Genomic DNA, 18352 nt, shown 5'->3' on the forward strand with positions numbered 1-18352 from the left:
ACTTAATTTTAACACAGTGCTTTAACAGTCATTTAGACTAAAAAGAGATATTGTATATGCCTATTCATAGAAAGAGTAATCTAGATTATAGATGAAAGAAGGAATAGTTATGTTTGAATTATCATTAAATGGTGTAAAGAAATATATGGAAGCAACTCAAGTAACTGAAAATATAACTTTTGAAGTTTATTCAGGAGAAAAGGTTGGTATAGTAGGAGCAAATGGAAGTGGAAAGAGCACTATCCTAAAATTAATAGCTGGGATTGAACCAATGAACTACTATCCTGGTTATCCTCAAACTTCAAGTTACGGATATGATGAAGGCTTTATTAATTTACCAAGAGAAGCTACCGTTGCATATCTTGAACAAATTCCTCAATATGATAATGGGCTAAGGGTTATTGATGTGTTGAACTTAGCCTTTAAAGAAGTTCATGATATAGAGGGGAAAATGCGTAAGCTTGAGGAAGAGATGAAAGTGCTCAGTGATTATGAGCTTGAAAGAGCATTGAAAAAATATAGTGCTTTAGTACAGCAATTTGAAGTTAAAGGTGGATATGAGATAGAAGAAAAGTTAGGAAAGGTATGCACAGGATTAAAATTTAATGAGAGCTTCTTAAACAAAGAGTTTAGTTTGTTAAGTGGTGGAGAAAAGACTACAGTGGTACTTGGAAAGCTTCTAATAGATAACCCAGATATACTGCTTTTAGATGAGCCCACAAATCATTTAGATATGGACTCTATTGAATGGCTAGAAGGCTATCTTAATGGATATAAGGGAATTGTAATTATTGTTTCTCATGATAGGTATTTCTTAGACAATGTAGTAAATAAGATTGTAGAGATTGAAGATATGGAATCCATGACCTACAAGGGTAATTATTCATCCTATGTAAGACAAAAAGAAGAGAATATGAGAATACAATTTGAGCAGTTTAGAGAACAGCAAAAACAGATAAATGCTATGGAAAAACAAGTGAAGGATTTGAGAGATTGGGCCATGAGGGCAGATAATAACAAATTCTTTAGAAGGGCTGAAAGTATACAAAAAAGACTGGATAAGCTAGAGAAAATTGATAAGCCGGTGTTTGATAAGCAAAATATGAAGCTAATCTTTAAGGCTACTGGAAGATCGGGTAATGAAACTATAAAGGCTGAAAAGTTGTCTAAGAGTTATGAAGACAAGGTGATTTTTAATAATGCAGAGTTACTGATTAACTATGGTGAAAGAGTAGCGCTTATTGGACCTAATGGATGCGGAAAAACTACTTTTCTAAAGATGCTTTTAGGAGAAGAGGTACCAGACTCAGGTAAAGTAGAGCTTGGAGCTAGTGTAAAGGTAGCATACCTGCCTCAAAACATTATTTTCGAAAATGAAGAGCTAACAATACTTGAATGCTTTAGGGATGATATCTATATACTAGAGGGAAAAGCAAGAGAATATCTCTCTAAGTTTATGTTCTATGGCAATAGCGTATTTAAGAAGGTTAAACATTTATCTGGTGGAGAAAAAATCAGGTTAAAGCTTGCTAAACTGCTTTATGAAGATATCAACCTTCTAATATTAGATGAACCTACAAATCATCTGGATATTGATTCTATAGAAACCTTTGAGGAAGCTCTAGAAGACTTCAAAGGAACTATATTCTTTATTTCCCATGATAGATATTTTATCAATAAAATTGGAGAAAAATTAATTGCTGTTGAGAATAATGGATTTAAGAGCTATCTAGGAAATTATGATTATTATAAAACTGAAAGAGGGAAGTTTAAGCAGCAGATTGTTGAAGTAGTGGTAGTAAAAACCGATAAGCCGAAGAAGGTAAGAAGTATAGATGAAAACAAGAAAAGAGAAGTGGAAAAAGAGAAAACTCTGAGAAAGCTTGAAAGCCTTGAAAAAGAAATAAATGATATTGATTTAGAGATGAGTAGTTTAGGAGTAAACTATGATGAACTCAATAAGCTTTATTTGAGAAAAGAAGAACTTAATAGAGAATTGGATGAGATCATGGAAGTGTGGCTAAGCTTTGAAGGTTAATTAAATGATAGATGTTGTGGTATAATATGGATAATGACTATAAAGAATAAGGCATTTGCAAAGATAGGAGAAATATTTGATGGATTCTATTCTGGTTATTGAAGATAATGAAGATGTAAATCATATGTTGGCTGAGTCACTAATGGATGAAGGTTATAATACGCAATCAGCTTTTACAGGTATAGAAGGACTTAATAAAATTAAAGATTTTAACTTTGATTTAATATTGCTTGATATTATGCTACCTTACAAAAGTGGAGATGAAATACTAAAGGAAATACGAAAGTTTTCTGATGTTCCTGTCATCATTATTTCTGCAAAGGATATGATTGGTACTAAGATAGATTTTTTGAGATTAGGAGCAGATGATTATATCACAAAGCCTTTTGATTTAGGAGAGGTAGTGGCTAGGATAGAATCTAATTTGAGGCGCTTTCGCAAGCAGATAAATGAAGCAAAAGTGTTTAAATATAAAGGAATATTGCTTGATGATAGTGCAAAGCGTGTTTGTGTAAATGGTGTTGAAATTGAACTTACTGCAAAAGAATATATGATATTAGAAATGCTTATAAAGCATCAAGGTAAGGTTTTTACAAAAGCAAATTTATATGAATCAATTTGGCAGGAAGAATATCTAGGTGATGATAATGCGGTGAAAACTCACGTTAGTAACTTACGTAATAAGCTTCATAAGGTAGATTGTGATGAGAAGTATATTGAAACGGTGTGGGGACTAGGGTATCGATTGTATAAAGAATAAATTATCTATTTCTTTATAATTAAATGAGGCTTCTTAACCTTTTCTAAACCTTTGAGCCTTAGACTTGAAGATATAGGGTTCCTAGCTCAACTATTAATTTATGCATGCCCGAAAATCTCCAGAAGCCGAGATTTTCGAACAAGTATAAATTAAGTTTCAACACAGGAACCATTTAGAAAGGACGTGTGAATAGATATGAAACAATTTGTTTTAAAAACAAATAACCTGACAAAAGAATATAATGGCGTTAAAGCCTTACAAGATGTATCGCTAACCTTAGAAGCAGGAAAAATATATGGCTTAATTGGACAAAATGGTGCTGGAAAATCTACCTTTATGAGACTTATTACAGGACTAGCTTTTCCTACTAAAGGAAGCATTGAGCTTTTTGGGCACACTGGAGAAGAATCTTTGCAAAAGGAAAGAAAAAGGATTGGAAGCATGATAGAGTATCCAAGTCTTTCTGAAAATATGACGGCAAAAGAGAATTTAAGGCTTCATAGGATTATGAGAGGCATTCCTAACAAAGAAGTAGAAGAGGAACTGTTAGCATTGGTGGGACTTAGTGGCACTGGCAAAAAGAAAGCTAAGGACTTTTCTCTTGGTATGAAGCAACGTTTAGGAATTGCTATTGCCCTTCTAGGACAGCCTGAACTGCTTATTCTGGATGAACCTATAAATGGACTTGATCCCCTAGGTATTGTTGAGATACGAAATCTGATAAAAAAGCTATCTGAAGATAGGCAAATGACCATATTGATATCAAGTCATAATCTTCCAGAGCTATATCAAACAGCAACAAATTATATTATTATACATCAAGGTGAAATTAAACAGACCTTAACCCTTACACAACTTGAAGAATGCTGTAGGCATCATCTTCTTATAAGTGCTTTAGAGCCAGAAAAGTTAGTAAGCACTTTAGAGATGAAACTAAATACTCAAAACTATAAAGTAATGCCTGACAAATCTGTTAAACTGTATGATTATGTAGATCAAAAAGAACAGGTTGCAAGAGTTCTATTTGAAAATGGAATGATAATTACAAATTTTTCAAGTGGAGGAGATACTCTAGAAGATTACTTTATCTCTATTGTTGGGGGTGGCAAAAATGTATAATCTAATCATTGCTGATTTATTTAAAATACGTAAGTCCAAGTCAATAAAAGTTCTATTTGGTATAACAACATTAAGTGCTGTTACCATGGTTACGATGGCATATTTAATACAACAAGGCAAAATTGATAAAACTATGAACGGAATAGGGTTCTTATTCTCTGATGTAAATATGATGAGCATTCTTGGAGCAACCATAGCAGCAATTTTTATTTGTGGAGATTTTGATAATAAGATAATACACGAAGCAATTGCAACTGGAAATAGTAGGATTACTGTATTGTTTGGAAAGATAATTGTTTTTTGTTGTTCTTTGTTATTTATTTTACTTCCATATATAATTGCTGTAGTTATTGCTATGAGTACAGGCTGTAAATTTAGTATGGGCTCAGTAGGAGTGGGGTTTTTGAATTTGCTAACAGTAGAGGCTGGTAAAAGTCTTTCTGAAGTAGTTTTATGGAAGCTCGTTGCTGCTATAGTAACGTTGATAATCATATATTTGTCGCAACTAAGCATATGTATACCACTAGCACTTGTGATTAAGAAGCCTGTTTTAGTAGTTGTTATTTATTATGGCTTTACGATCTTGTCTGCACAGCTTGTAAGATTAGGCGATAATTCTAAGGTATTCCATAATATCTTAGCCTGCACCCCATATGGAGGAAGTTACTCTTTTGTTGTATCAAGTACAGCATATACTGAACTTTTTAAGGCTATTTGCGCTAGTTTTATGTTTATGGCGGTGATGTTTACTATTGCATATTTGGGGTTTAGAAAATCAGAAATTAAGTAAAGATGAACCACTTCAATTTGAAAATATAAATTTAATTATGAAGTGGTTCATCTAAATATAAATTGGTGGTGAAAATATTGATAATTGCAGTTGTAATATTAAGCATAGTAGTTCTGTTATTAATTTTATATATAGTGTTTTTGCAACTGCAATTAAAAAATATTAACTATCAGTTGGTCAAACGATTAGAAGAGGATACTCATCAGAGTATTAGCTTAGAGCTAATTAATAAAGAATTAAATACATTGGTTTCTAATATTAACAGATGTCTAAAAGAAGATGAGACTCATCGTGTTGATTTGATCCAGAAAGAAAAATATTTTAAGGATATGATTGCAAATATATCACATGATTTGCGGACACCACTTACTGCTATTAAAGGTTATCAGCAGCTAATAGGTAAAGGAACTCTATCAAAAGAGCAGCTTCAGAAGCTTCAAATAGCACAAAAGCATGCAGATGAACTGGGGAGATTGATTGAAAACTTCTTTGAATATAGCTATCTTGTGAATACGGAACCGATTTTTAAATTGGAGAAGATAAATGTTACGAACCTGATGTCTGAGTGTCTTGTAGAATCCATAAATCTTTTTGAAGAAAACAACTTGGAAGTTCAGTTTGACGAAAAGTTCCCAATGTTTATTTTTGCTGACAAAGAAATGACTGTAAGAATCATACGAAACTTGATTAAAAATTGTATTCAACATTCTGCTAGTAATATACAAGTGGAAATACTAAGTGGAAAAACTGTAAGCATATCTTTTAAAAATCTTATAAAGAATACTTCGGGAATTGATGTGAAAAGACTCTTTGACCGATTTTATAGTGTAGATGAAGGAAGAGGTAAAAGTACAGGACTTGGACTAGCGATTGTAAAACTCTTAGCTGAGCAGATGGGCGGGAGTGTAGAGGCATTTTTACAAGATAAGATGCTTGAGATTCGAGTGAATTTACCAGGATTAGAAGAGTTTTGCCCCTAGTTAACGGTAATATAAAAGGTTATTGGTATGTTTAAAAATTGGATAGCTTACTATAAATTAATATAATTAATCTGTAGTATAAGAAAAGGGATGTCGCATTAGTATTAAAAAATACTGATGCGGCATCCTTTATTTATGCAGGCATTCACCATTAGTCTCAATTATATTTTTATAAGCGTAGTAGGACTTTTTCTTTTTACGCTCTAAAGTACCGTTTCCTAAGTCATCCATATCTACATAAATAAAACCATATCTTTTTTTCATTTCACCAGTTCCAGCTGAAACTATATCTATTGGCCCCCACCAAGTATAGCCCATTAGATCTACGCCATCAACAGTCACGGCTTCATACATTTCTTTAATATGCTTTTCTAGATAATCTATTCTGTAATCGTCATTGATGGAGTTATCATCTTCCATGGCGTCAACATTTCCCATGCCATTTTCAACTATGAATAATGGCTTTTGATAACGATCATACAGTTCATTTAGAACAAATCGAAGACCTTTAGCATCAATTGGCCACCCCCATGGAGTTTCTTCTAAATAAGGATTAGAGTCGCCTTGCTGTCCTCCAGTGGTAACTGTTTTTGCACCATTTCTATTGTAAGTTGTAGTACGGTAATAAGAGAATGCAAAGTAGTCACTAGGGAAATCTCTAAGAATTTCATCATCACCGTCAGCTTTTTGCAAGGTAAAGTTATACTCATCAAAGATAGCCTCACTATAGCTTGGATAATAACCTCTTAGCATTACATCTGCATATAAATAAGCTCTTCTTCTAAAATCATAGGCTCCAAATACATCGTCAGGATGGCAGGTTGCAGGATAGATACCGCTTAAAGCTAACATACAGCCTATTTTGAAATCAGCATTAATCTCATGTCCTATTTTATTTGCATAACTACTAGCTATCATTAAATGATGTAAGGCCTGGAATTTAGCACGAGCTTCTTCGTCAGGTAGTTTTATATGTATTCCTGCGCCTTTTTCAACATTAACATCTGTCAAATCTTCACTTGCTGAATTGAGACCTAATGTCCAATAACCACCAAGAACATTAATTTCATTGATTGTAATCCAATACTTAACCTTATCTTTATATCTTGTGAAAACTGTTTCGCAATATTTTGTATAAAAGTCAATTAATCTACGATTAGCCCAACCACCGTAAACATCTGCCAAATGCTTAGGCATGTCAAAATGAAGAATAGTTACAACGGGTTCAATATTATATTTTAATAGTTCATCAAATACACTATCATAGAATTTTAATCCTTCCTCATTTGGTAAAGCATCATCACCATTAGGAAATATTCTAGTCCAAGATATGGACATTCTATAGCATTTAAGCCCCATTTCAGCCATTAATTTAATATCTTCCTTATAATGATGATAAAAGTCAGTTGCCTTATGACTAGGATAATATTGATTCTCTTTTAATATACTTTTAGCACCTTTAGGCAAAGACATTCCTAAAATAATACTATTTTCATTTCCCTTCGTATCCATATAGTAGATTTTTCTAGGTGAAGAGTTGCTACCGTTAGTTATTAAATCACTTAAGGCTAAACCTCTGCCACCTTCATTATATCCCCCTTCATATTGGTTAGCTGCAGTTGCGCCACCCCACAAAAAGTTTTTTGGAAATCTCTTTTTCATGTTTACCTCCTTTTAGAATAAGCATTTCTATAACATTGCTATCTTTTTACAACAATATAATTTAGTTTATTTACTCATGAGAAAAGTATATAGCAGATTATAGGTTTTGGGTTAAAAGTTTCAGAATATGAAAAACGATTGCAAAATATTAAACGTAAGAAAATTAAAATTATAAGGCAGTTTCAACGCTAATCCATCTGAGAAAATCATTTAATTCTAAATAGCTCGCTCATATAGCATCTCCTGAATAAGAACTTAATTTTACTAATATTTTAAACGTAGCTAATTATTAATAGAACGTAAAAGTTTAAATTGGAAATTAACATATTTGTATATATAATGTTAATAAAATTAAATGATTGATTCGTAATTATATAATGGTTGATATAATAACTTCAATAAAAAGATATATAGTTTCATATTGACGAAAAAAGTGTGTAGTATTACAAACCAATTAGCATAATAGTCTACTTTTTTTAGAATATAGAAAATAGTATAGTAATGTTATTAAATCGTTTACTGAAACTTGAGATATGCTTATGTTTTAAATATAAAAGTACAATTCTGCAATACTTCTAACGCTCTCTATATTAAATAACAAATCATATACTTTCGCAGCTTTATATAGATGTACCACTTCGAACCGAAATCTATTTTTAAAACTCTCACGGCTTCTGGTGAGAGAATTTAAAAATAACAAGTTTTATTTCGAAGTGGTACATCCATGGATGTACCAGTTCAATCTGATAAATTAAGAAACCTGGATTAAATCTCATGAGTTGAAACTAATATTAAATTGCTAATTTTTAAATTTATAGTTAGTTGAGCGAATTTCATGTAATTATAAATTTAATTATTAAGATTAAAAATTTAAAATGGAGGTAAAAAAATGAGAAGAGTCTTTAAAAAGTTAGCGACTATCTTTTTAGCAACCACTGTAGTGCTTGCGCAAGGTTTAGTACTTTCAAAGACATCTTATGCTGCAGATGCAGCAAACTTAGCACTTGGGAAATCCATAGTTGCGAGCAATTATACTCAAACCTATGTAGCTACCAATGCTAATGACGGAAATGTTAATACTTATTGGGAGGGGGCTTCATACCCTAGTACTTTAACTGTTGACCTTGGAACAGTTCAATCTGTAAATAAGGTGGTATTAAAACTGAATCCTGATAGTGCTTGGGCAAAGAGAACTCAAACCCTATCAGTACTAGGAAGCACAGACAATTCAACTTATAATACGCTTGTTGCAGCCACTACTTATACCTTTGACCCTGCAACAGGTAATTCGGTAACAATAAATTTCTCTAGTACAAGCCAGAGATATATTAGATTAAATATTACTGCTAATAGTGGTGCTACTGGAGGACAAGTAGCTGAATTTGAAGTTTATGGTGCTGGAACAACAACAGGTACTCCTGATTTAGTTGTTACAGATATAACTTGGAATCCTGCAAGTCCTGCAACAAATAATGAAGTTACTTTTAGTGCAGTAATAAAAAATCAAGGAACTGGTGCAACACCTGCTGGAGTTAAGCATGGACTTAGTATATTTGTAGATGGAACTCAAGTTAATTGGTGTGATACCTTTAATTCTTCTATACCAGCAGGAGGAACTGCTACTTTAACCTGTAACGGTGGACCAAGTTCTAAAGCTACTTGGACTGCTACAAGTGGAACTCATACTGTTAGAGCATTCATTGATGATGTAAGTTTAATAGCCGAATCAAATGAAAGTAATAACAACTTAGAAAAGAGTATTACAGTTTCTACTACAACTATACCACCAAGTGGAAATAAGTATGAAGGTGAAGCAGCTACACTTTCAGGCGGAGCAAAAATAAATACTGATCATACTGGATACTCAGGAAGCGGATTTGTAGATGGAATTCAAACAGCAGGAGCATCACAGGCATCATTTAATGTTAATGCTGCATCAGCAGGTTATTATGATGTAGATTTAAGATATGCAAATGCATACAATGGTAATCCAATGACATTAAGTGTTTATGTTAATGGTACTAAGGTAAAACAAACCTCTCTTCCAGCCTTAGCTGATTGGAACACTTGGGGAGATAAAATAGAAACTCTATCCTTAAATTCAGGAAATAATACAATAGCTTATAAATATGATACAACTGATACTGGTAATGTAAATATAGATTATATCACTGTAAATTCTTCAACATCAGCTAAAGCAGACTTAGTAGTAACAGGTTTAACCTTTGCTCCAACTAACCCAACTGCTGGACAAACTGTAACCTTTACTGCAACAGTTAAAAATCAAGGTGCTGCAGCTACTACAGCTGGTCTAAACAATGTTGTTGGATTCAACATTGGAAGTACAAAGGTGACTGGTTCTACTACTGCATCAATTCCAGTTGGTGGAACAACAACAGTTACTGGAACTTGGACATCAGTTGCAGGAACCTTTACACCTTCTGCTAATGTAGATGATACAAACGTTATAATTGAAAGCAATGAAACAAACAATTCTTATACAAGCTCAACACAATTAGTGGTTACAGCACCAACTAAACCGGATTTAGTGGTTACAGACGTATCATGGAATCCATCAAATCCTCAAACAGGAAATATAGTTACTTTAACTGCAACTGTTAAAAATCAAGGCGCAGCAACAACTGCAGGTGTAGCAAATGTTGTTGGTTTTAATGTAGGTAGTACAAAGGTAACTGGTTCAACTACTTCATCTATAGCAACTGGTGCAACAGCTACAGTAACTGCAAGTTATACAGCAGTAGCAGGAAGCTACACAGTTTCAGCAAATGCTGATGATACCAATGCTTTTGCAGAAATTGACGAAACAAATAACTCTTATACTAGCGGAACTCAAATGGTAGTAACAACTCCACCAGCTCCAGGAAGCCGTGGAGCTACAGTTCCTTATACAAGATATGAATCAGAAGACGCTTCAATAGGAGGAGGCGCAGTATTACGTACAGCTCCAACCTTTGATTATTCCCTTACTGCTTCTGAGGCTTCAAATCAGAAGTATGTAGCTCTTCCAACTAACGGTTCCTATGTAGAATGGACTGTAAATCAAGGCGGTGCAGGGGTTGATATGAGATTTACAATGCCTGATACAGCTGATGGAATGGGGTTAAGTGGATCCTTAGATTGTTATGTAAATGGTACAAAGGTTAGTACTATTTCACTAACTTCATATTATTCATGGCAGTACTTTACAAGTGATCAGCCAGCTGATGCTCCAAATGGAGGTCAAGCAGCCTTTAGATTTGATGAAACTCACTTTAAACTTCCTACAGCCCTTAAAGCTGGAGATAAGATAAGAATCCAAAAGACAAATGGCGATAGTATTGAATATGGAGTGGACTTCTTAGAGATAGAGCCAGTTCCAGCTGCAATTTCAAAACCAGCTAATTCACTTTCAGTAACAGATTATGGCGCAACACCAAACGATTCTACTGATGACCTTACAGCTTTTAACTCTTGTGTAAGTGCAGCAGCATCTTCAGGAAAAACTGTATATATCCCTGAGGGTAAGTTTAACTTAGGTGGTATGTGGACTATAAATGCAAATAATATAACTATCACTGGTGCTGGAATGTGGTATACAAACCTTCAATTTACATCACCAAATTCAGCAAGTGGTGGAATATCCTTAAGAGTTACAGGAACAATTGATTTCAGTAATGTATATATGAACTCTATGCTTAGAACTAGATACAACCAAAATGCAATTTACAAAGCATTTATGGATAACTTCGGCACAAACTCTCGCATCCATGATTTCTGGGAAGAACATTTTGAATGTGGTTTCTGGGTAGCAGATTATGCTCATACTCCAGCTATACCAGCAGATGGATTAATAATATCCAATGGACGTGTTAGAAATAACTTAGCTGATGGTATAAACTTCTGCCAAGGTACTAAAAACTCTACAGTTCAAAACTGCAGTGTAAGAAACAATGGTGATGATGGATTAGCAATGTGGCCAGACAGCACAATGAATGCTCCAATGGAAGTAAACAATACCTTTAGTTATAATACCATCGAAAATAACTGGCGTGCAGCTGCAATAGCTATTTTCGGAGGCTCAGGACACAAGGCAACTAATAACTATATTAAGGATTGCTTTATGGGATCAGGTATAAGATTAAACACAGTATTCCCAGGATATCATTTTGAAAATAACACAGGAATTACTTTCTCAGACACTACAATAATAAACTCTGGTACAAGTAAGGATTGTTATAACGGAGAAAGAGGTGCTATAGACTTAGAAGCATCAAATACAGGAATTAAGAACATTACTTTCTCAAATATAGATATTATCAACGCTCAAAGAGATGCAATACAATTTGGATATAGTGGTGGTTTCTCTAATATTAACTTCAATAATATTACTATAGATGGAACAGGAAAAGACAATATAACTACTTCAAGATTCTCACAACCGCATTTAGGTGAAGCTATCTACACTTACACAAATAACGGATCAGCTACCTTTACTAATCTAACCATGAGAAATATTGAAGCAACCGATCCTTATCTAATCCAGAATGGATTTGTCCTAACAGTAAAATAAACTAAATATATATAATCAAAAAGGATATGTGAATCATTGATGAATCACATATCTTTTTTGCCATTTTAGTTAGAAGTGAAAAGTTAAGCAGCTCTTTAAATTAACTAAAAAAAGAACCCTAATCCAAATAAAAGCTACTTTGGTTAATAGGAGATTATTAATATAATTATGTTGTTGAAGTTAATAGGCTTTGATATACATTGAAGTTAATTACTATAGATAAACTACTTCACGTTGAAAATTATGAAAGCAAATATTCGCAGAATAATCAAAGTTTTTATTTTGAATCTAGAGACTGAAGCAGTTTATCAATTCCCCGTATGAAAACAATTACGATTTAAAATTCAATTTATACATACTAAGGATATTTATAAAGTTCCTAACTCAACTATTAATTTATACATGGCTGAAAATCCCCAGAAGCCGGGATTTTCGAACAAGTATAGACTAAGTTTCGATATAGGAACTCTTATTAGTAATATTTTTGCAATACAAGGAGAAATAGATATGAACGAAAAATTTAGCAGTAGCAGAGTAAAAGGTTTTTTGAGAGCAGAAGGCAAATCCATAGTAAATGAAGATGGAGAGGAAATCATACTAGCTGGATGGGGACTTGGAAATTGGCTTCTTCAAGAAGGATATATGTGGAAGGCTAAAAATACCAGGTTTGATAGACCACACCGTATAGAAGCGGTAATAAGAGAATTAGCTGGAAGTAAATATTCAGAAGAATTTTGGAAGAAGTTTAGGGAGAATTATATAACAAAAGAAGACATCAGACTTATGGCAGAACAAGGATACAATTCTGTAAGAATCCCTTTTAATTGGCGTATTTTTATGGAAAGTGAGCCAGGACTAGTATGGAAAGAAGAGGGTTTTAAACTTCTAGATCAATGTATAGATTGGTGTGAGGAATATAAGATTTATGTTTTCCTAGATTTGCATGGTGCTCCGGGTGGACAAACTGGTGCAAATATAGATGATTGTATTGATGATATACCTAGATTATTTATAGATAAAGACAGCTGGGATAAGGGAATTAGCTTATGGAAGAAGTTAGCTGAGCGATATAAGGATAGATGGATTGTTGGAGGTTATGATTTATTAAATGAGCCAATAAGACCAGGCTCTCAGCAGGTTAAGAATGTAGACTACTTATTGCCAAGATTGGTTAAGTTCTACGAGGAAGTAATTGTAGCCATTAGGCAAATAGATACAAAGCATATGCTATCTATTGAAGGTCATCATTGGTCCACTGATACAAGTATATTCTATAAAAAGTATGATGATAACATGGTTATACATTTCCATAGATATGCCTGCTTACCACAAATAGATTCCTTAAAGGAATTTATAGAAGTTTCTCATAGATTAAATGTTCCTTTATGGCTAGGTGAAACTGGTGAAAATATACATCAGTGGTACACAGCCTTATACCCATTATGCGCAGAATTAAATATCGGCTATAATCTGTGGCCTTGGAAAAAGATGAGTTGCACTAACTCTCCATATTCTATAGAATGGCCCGAGGGCTGGGATAAGATAATCGGATACATTGAGGGGGAAGCACATCCAGGCTACGAAAAAGCTGCTGAAATATTAAATGTCTATTTAGAAAATATAAAAGTTGAGAACTGCAAGTATAATTCTGAAGTTAGAAGTCATGTGTTTAGAACTCCAGGGTGTACAGTTCGTGCCACTGATTTTGATGAGCTTCCTGGAAAGGGAAAGTCATATAGCGGGCTAAGTAAAGAAGGAAATATGTATAAGTACAGAGATAACACAGGAATGAAAATAATAGAAGAAACACCAGTAGAACAGCTTGAAAGAAGATTTGTTTTTGACTGCCTGTGGGACAGATTTATATTAGAGCTAAAAGATGATGAATTTGTGACGTATTCAATAAATGATACCTCAAATGACAGCAGTATTTCATTTGTGTATCGCTGCGACGAGCCTGTAAATATGTCCATAATGCAGGATTCCAGAGAATTATGTACGCTAGATTTAGGCATAACTAAGGACAAGAAGACAATAGAACCAATTTCCATTTCAGAAGCTAGTGAGTCTAAAATTAAGATTATTGTAAATAAAGGTAGGTTGTATTTAGACGAAATTAATTTTATTTAAAATAAAAGATTAGTTTTAAAGATGTACCACTTCAATCCGAAATCTATTTTTAAAACTCTCACGGGTTCAGGTGAGAGAATTTAAAAATAATAAGTTTCAATATGAAGTGGTGCATTTAAAGATGTACCACTTCAATCCGAAATCTATTTTTAAAACTCTCACGGGTTCAGGTGAGAGAATTTAAAAATAATAAGTTTCAATATGAAGTGGTACATCTATATAAGGGAGTAAAAAGAAATTTTTACTCCCTTTTTTATGGGCTTATTATTTTAGCTAAAGCAAACATAAAAATTTATGCAAAATAAATCATCTTATGATAAATTTTGATATAATATACATATTAATGACAAAGCAAGTGAAATATGTTTAGTAATATATAGAGGTTAAAAAGCCGCTTTATATAACAATATAACATATGACAAATAAGGGGATGAGAAATTATGGAAGAAAATTCAATGAAAAACAACGGTCAAGAGTTTATGAAGGATCACTTAAAGAAAGTAAACAAGGTAGTAACAGGTATAATAACTTTACTATCTGTAGCTTTGATTTCTTTAGGGATATATCTAAAAACTCCAGCACTTTTCGCTACTGCAGGAATTATAGTAGTGATTTTAGTATTTTCTGTTTTATCAATTATTAAAAAGAAATATGAGATTTTAGTAGCGTACATAACAATCATTATTATGAGTATATCAACAGCTAACTCTACAACAGATGCAAATTCTGTATACTTAATTCTTTTGCCTATAAGTATTTCTGCTTTGTATCTAAATTCAAGTATATTTGTAATAAGCACTGTTTTAGCTAATTTAGCTGTAGTTGGAAAACTGGCATTTATAGGACAACTTAATACTACTGGAATACTACAAATAGTAATTGTTAATTTTATAGCTTTAATAATCTATTTCATGACTAAATGGGGAAAAGATCTAATTAAGTTAGCTGGTGTGGAAGCAAAGAAGGCAGGAAGTTCTTTAGAGGACTTAAAAGTTACTATGGGAGTGATAAACACTAATACAGTATCTTTAGGTGAAGATATATCAAGCTGCTTTACTAATCTACAATCTGTAAAAGAAATAAGTGAAACAATGGTTGACACAGTTAATGAAGTAGTTACTGGAGTGACAGGACAAGCTACAGCTATAAATGAAATAAGTAATATGATGAATACTGCGGATTTAAAGGTTTTAGAAACCCAAGAGATTTCAAAACAATTAGGAAATATTTCACATAAGACAAGCGAATTAGTATCTAAAGGTTCTGAAAAAATAATACAGATGGATAAGCAGATGAATATAATAAGTACTGCTGTAACTGAATCCGTTGCTACAGTAACTGAGTTGCAGGACAATATGGACATTATAAATAACTTTTTATCATCAATCGTACAAATTGCAGAACAAACAAACTTATTAGCATTAAATGCTGCAATAGAAGCAGCTAGAGCAGGAGAGTCAGGTAAGGGGTTTGCAGTAGTAGCAGATGAAGTAAGAAAGCTTGCAGAGGAAAGTGCTGATACTGTAAAGCAAATCAATGAAGTTATAAACACAATAAATAATAAGACTAAAAAGGTTTTAGAGTCAGTGCAAAATGGAAATGAAGCTGCGCAAATTGGAGAAACAATCACAAAAGAGGTAAATGAAAGCTTTGAAAAGATCCAGAAAGCATTTATAGAAATTGATAAAAACATATCAACAGAACTTAAAGCTATAGAAAACACTAAGGTAATATTTGATAAAGTAAGTAGAGAGTCTGAAAGCATGGCAGCTATCGCACAAGAGCATTCAGCAGCTACTGAAGAAATGCTTGCAACTATTGAAGAGAATAATTCAAATGTAGATAATATATTTAATTTAATGAATAAAATTAATGATTCAAGTGAGAACTTGAGAAATACAATGAAGCAAGAATAGAGATATACATATTAACTGTAATTAAGTGGTTATGCATCCAATGCTTTAATGAGCTTGCGCAAAGAATTAATAAGATTTTTTCATATTGCATGGCTAAAACTGTAAACTCACTACGTTCGAACAGTACAGTTTATTAACGCCATTCCATCTGAAAAAATCATTTAATTCTAGTTGCTCGCTCATAGAGCATCTCCTGCATAACCACTTAATTTTAATAATAATATTAAGAATATTTCAAAATTAAAGAGTAATATAAGAAAGTATTATAAACCAGATGGTTATAAATTTTTAGAATAAAAGCTATGCATAATAAGGAAAATAATTTTCTTATGTGTATAGCTTTTGTATTTGTATACATCTGAAATAGTTCCTTATTATTATTTTCTACATTTTTATAATAGCTGTACTTAGGTGTTTGTAAGTGGTTTACTAAGGTTGGTATAGGGAAGAAGAAATTACTTCTGTGGTAGCTAAAATAATTTTAGAAACAAAAAATTAACATATGAAAACCTATACCTATATATACAAATTGTTTTTAACCATAATAAAAGGAGTATAATAATGTGTGGAATTTAGATTTGTTTAAACAGTGTACGAATATCTTTGAATATGTACAAATTAACTATTTAAGTTTGAACTCTATAGATGAAAGAAGGTATATATTTAATGAATTTATACAGCAAGTATTTTAAAAAGTACAAGGCTCCTTTTTTGACTGCTGTTTTTTGCGTTGCCCTTGAGGCTGTATGTGATTTGCTTGGTCCAACCCTTATGTCTAATATAGTTAATACGGGTATAGAGCAGGGTTCTCTTTCAAAGGTTTATTATTGGGGAGCACTTATGGTTTTAGTCACAATGATTGGTGCATGCTTTGCTGTAACTCGAAACATTTTGGCAAGTAAGGTATCACAACGTATGGGAGCAGATTTGAGATATGATTTATTCGAGAAGATTGTTCATTTCTCTGAATTAAGTGCAGATAAGCTTGAAAGTGGATCACTTATAACACGTATGACTAATGATACATCACAAATTACTCAATTTGTAAATGGAATCATGAGGATTTTTCTAAAAGCACCGATAACCTGTATTGGAAGTATTGTGCTTGCAAGTTTACTTAATTTTAGACTAAGTCTTATTATTTATAGTGTGGTTGCAGTGGTAGCTATACTTATTATAGTAAGTATGCAACTGAGCTACCCACGTTTTTATAAATTGCAACAAGCTATGGATAAAGTTAACTCAGTAGTTCAAGAATATCTTATTGGAGTACGTTTAGTTAAGGCTTTTGGAACTTATGACAAGGAAACAGAGAAATTTGAAATTGCAAACACAAACCTTATGAAAAAAGGTGTATCTTCACAGATGATTGTAACTTTAACTTCACCACTAATTACCCTTACTGTTGGAATTGGTACAGTGATTGTAATCTTAATGGGTAGTAAAATGTTTGTTTCAAAACTTGCTAATCCTGGAGATATCGCAGCTTTCACTATTTATATGGCTCAAATTCTCACATCTTTAATTATGATAACAAATATATTTAATACTTTTGTAAGAACGAAGGCATCTACTGTACGTATAAAAGAAGTGCTTAATAGCGAGGAAGATTTTAATCATAGTGGTGAAAAGAAAGAACTAAATGGGGACATAGAGTTTAAAAATGTTACCTTTGCCTATCCTAGTGGTAGTGGGGTGCCAGCTATAAAAGATTTATCTTTCTCAGTTAAAGATGGACAAAGTTTGGCTATAATTGGCCCAACTGGTAGTGGTAAGTCAACTATAGCTTGGTTACTTTTGAGATTCTATGATATAAATAGTGGATCCATATTAATTAATGGTAATGATATCAAGAGGTTAGATATTGCTTCTGTTAGAGACAATATTTCTATAGTTCCTCAGAAGCCAATGCTTTTCTCAGGTTCTGTAACTGACAATATTAGATGGGGAAATAAAGAGGCTAGTGATGAATTAATATATGAGTCTGTAGAGAAGGCACAAGCAAACTTTATTGAAAATATGCAAAATGGTTATGATAGTATTTTAGGAAGTGCTGGTGTTAATATTTCTGGTGGACAAAAGCAACGTCTTTCAATTGCTCGAGGAATACTTAAGGATTCTTCAGTAATTATATTAGATGATGCAACTAGTGCCTTAGATGCAGTAACTGAAGCGAAGGTCAGAGAAAATCTTAATCCTGAAATAACTAAAAAGACTGTAATTACTATTACTCAACGCTGCGGAACAGCAATGTTTGCAGATAAAATTTTGGTTATGAATAATGGGGTTAAAGTTGGATTTGGAACTCATGCTGAACTTATGCAGAATTGTGAGATATACCAGGATATTTATAAGACACAAATAGAAAGCAGCAAGGAGGTGTAGAC

10 protein-coding genes are annotated in these 18352 nt (G+C 32.9%); 9 read left to right on the forward strand and 1 reads right to left on the reverse strand.

The genetic code is table 11. The features are described 5' to 3' along the window. Positions 1-109 precede the first annotated feature (109 nt). From abc-f to bsdtw1_RS00605, 5 genes are all read left to right on the forward strand, one after another. Complete coding sequence (abc-f, locus tag bsdtw1_RS00585) at positions 110-2038, forward strand: ribosomal protection-like ABC-F family protein (RefSeq protein WP_183275665.1); 1929 nt, start codon at positions 110-112, stop codon at positions 2036-2038. A 79-nt stretch (positions 2039-2117) separates the two neighbouring features. Next, positions 2118-2798 (forward strand): response regulator transcription factor, encoded by a 681-nt coding sequence (locus bsdtw1_RS00590; RefSeq protein WP_183275666.1) that lies wholly within the window; start codon positions 2118-2120, stop codon positions 2796-2798. 195 nt (positions 2799-2993) lie between these two features. Next, positions 2994-3917: an ABC transporter ATP-binding protein gene (locus tag bsdtw1_RS00595; protein WP_183275667.1), complete on the forward strand. Its 924-nt coding sequence runs from the start codon at positions 2994-2996 to the stop codon at positions 3915-3917. Continuing rightward, a complete protein-coding gene (locus bsdtw1_RS00600; protein WP_183275668.1) occupies positions 3910-4707 on the forward strand; it encodes an ABC-2 transporter permease in 798 nt (265 codons plus the stop codon). The genes bsdtw1_RS00595 and bsdtw1_RS00600 overlap by 8 nt, the downstream gene beginning before the upstream one ends. A gap of 68 nt (positions 4708-4775) precedes the next feature. Continuing rightward, positions 4776-5687, forward strand: a complete 912-nt coding sequence (locus bsdtw1_RS00605) for a sensor histidine kinase (RefSeq protein WP_308463787.1) — start codon at positions 4776-4778, stop codon at positions 5685-5687. A 129-nt stretch (positions 5688-5816) separates the two neighbouring features. Here the strand turns inward: bsdtw1_RS00605 and bsdtw1_RS00610 are convergent, their stop codons facing one another. Next, complete coding sequence (locus bsdtw1_RS00610; protein ID WP_183275670.1) at positions 5817-7349, reverse strand: glycoside hydrolase family 1 protein; 1533 nt, start codon at positions 7347-7349, stop codon at positions 5817-5819. Between the two features lie 889 nt (positions 7350-8238). On the opposite strand from bsdtw1_RS00610, the gene bsdtw1_RS00615 reads away from it, so the two are divergent. The 4 genes from bsdtw1_RS00615 to bsdtw1_RS00630 all read left to right on the forward strand — a co-directional run bounded on the left by bsdtw1_RS00615 (position 8239) and on the right by bsdtw1_RS00630 (position 18350). Next, entirely contained in the window at positions 8239-11919 is a 3681-nt protein-coding gene (locus tag bsdtw1_RS00615) for a CARDB domain-containing protein (RefSeq protein WP_183275671.1), read from the forward strand. 507 nt (positions 11920-12426) lie between these two features. Next, positions 12427-14049: a glycoside hydrolase family 5 protein gene (locus bsdtw1_RS00620; protein WP_183275672.1), complete on the forward strand. Its 1623-nt coding sequence runs from the start codon at positions 12427-12429 to the stop codon at positions 14047-14049. 440 nt (positions 14050-14489) lie between these two features. Beyond that, the gene (locus tag bsdtw1_RS00625; protein ID WP_183275673.1) at positions 14490-15965 is read left to right on the forward strand and encodes a methyl-accepting chemotaxis protein; all 1476 of its coding nucleotides are present in this window, start codon (positions 14490-14492) and stop codon (positions 15963-15965) included. A gap of 666 nt (positions 15966-16631) precedes the next feature. Continuing rightward, positions 16632-18350 carry an ABC transporter ATP-binding protein gene (locus tag bsdtw1_RS00630; RefSeq protein WP_183275674.1) on the forward strand — a complete coding sequence of 573 codons (1719 nt, stop codon included), beginning with the start codon at positions 16632-16634 and terminating at the stop codon, positions 18348-18350. The last annotated feature ends 2 nt before the right edge of the window (positions 18351-18352 follow it).

The sequence above is a fragment of the Clostridium fungisolvens genome (assembly GCF_014193895.1).
Lineage (GTDB): Bacteria > Bacillota > Clostridia > Clostridiales > Clostridiaceae > Clostridium_AR > Clostridium_AR fungisolvens.

What these genes read in the sequence shown, in the direction of transcription:
- abc-f (WP_183275665.1), top strand. Translation starts at nt 110, where the DNA reads ATGTTTGAATTATCATTAAATGGTGTAAAGAAATATATGGAAGCAACT.
- bsdtw1_RS00590 (WP_183275666.1), top strand. Translation starts at nt 2,118, where the DNA reads ATGGATTCTATTCTGGTTATTGAAGATAATGAAGATGTAAATCATATG.
- bsdtw1_RS00595 (WP_183275667.1), top strand. Translation starts at nt 2,994, where the DNA reads ATGAAACAATTTGTTTTAAAAACAAATAACCTGACAAAAGAATATAAT.
- bsdtw1_RS00600 (WP_183275668.1), top strand. Translation starts at nt 3,910, where the DNA reads ATGTATAATCTAATCATTGCTGATTTATTTAAAATACGTAAGTCCAAG.
- bsdtw1_RS00610 (WP_183275670.1), bottom strand. Translation starts at nt 7,349, where the DNA reads ATGAAAAAGAGATTTCCAAAAAACTTTTTGTGGGGTGGCGCAACTGCA.
- bsdtw1_RS00615 (WP_183275671.1), top strand. Translation starts at nt 8,239, where the DNA reads ATGAGAAGAGTCTTTAAAAAGTTAGCGACTATCTTTTTAGCAACCACT.
- bsdtw1_RS00620 (WP_183275672.1), top strand. Translation starts at nt 12,427, where the DNA reads ATGAACGAAAAATTTAGCAGTAGCAGAGTAAAAGGTTTTTTGAGAGCA.
- bsdtw1_RS00625 (WP_183275673.1), top strand. Translation starts at nt 14,490, where the DNA reads ATGGAAGAAAATTCAATGAAAAACAACGGTCAAGAGTTTATGAAGGAT.
- bsdtw1_RS00630 (WP_183275674.1), top strand. Translation starts at nt 16,632, where the DNA reads ATGAATTTATACAGCAAGTATTTTAAAAAGTACAAGGCTCCTTTTTTG.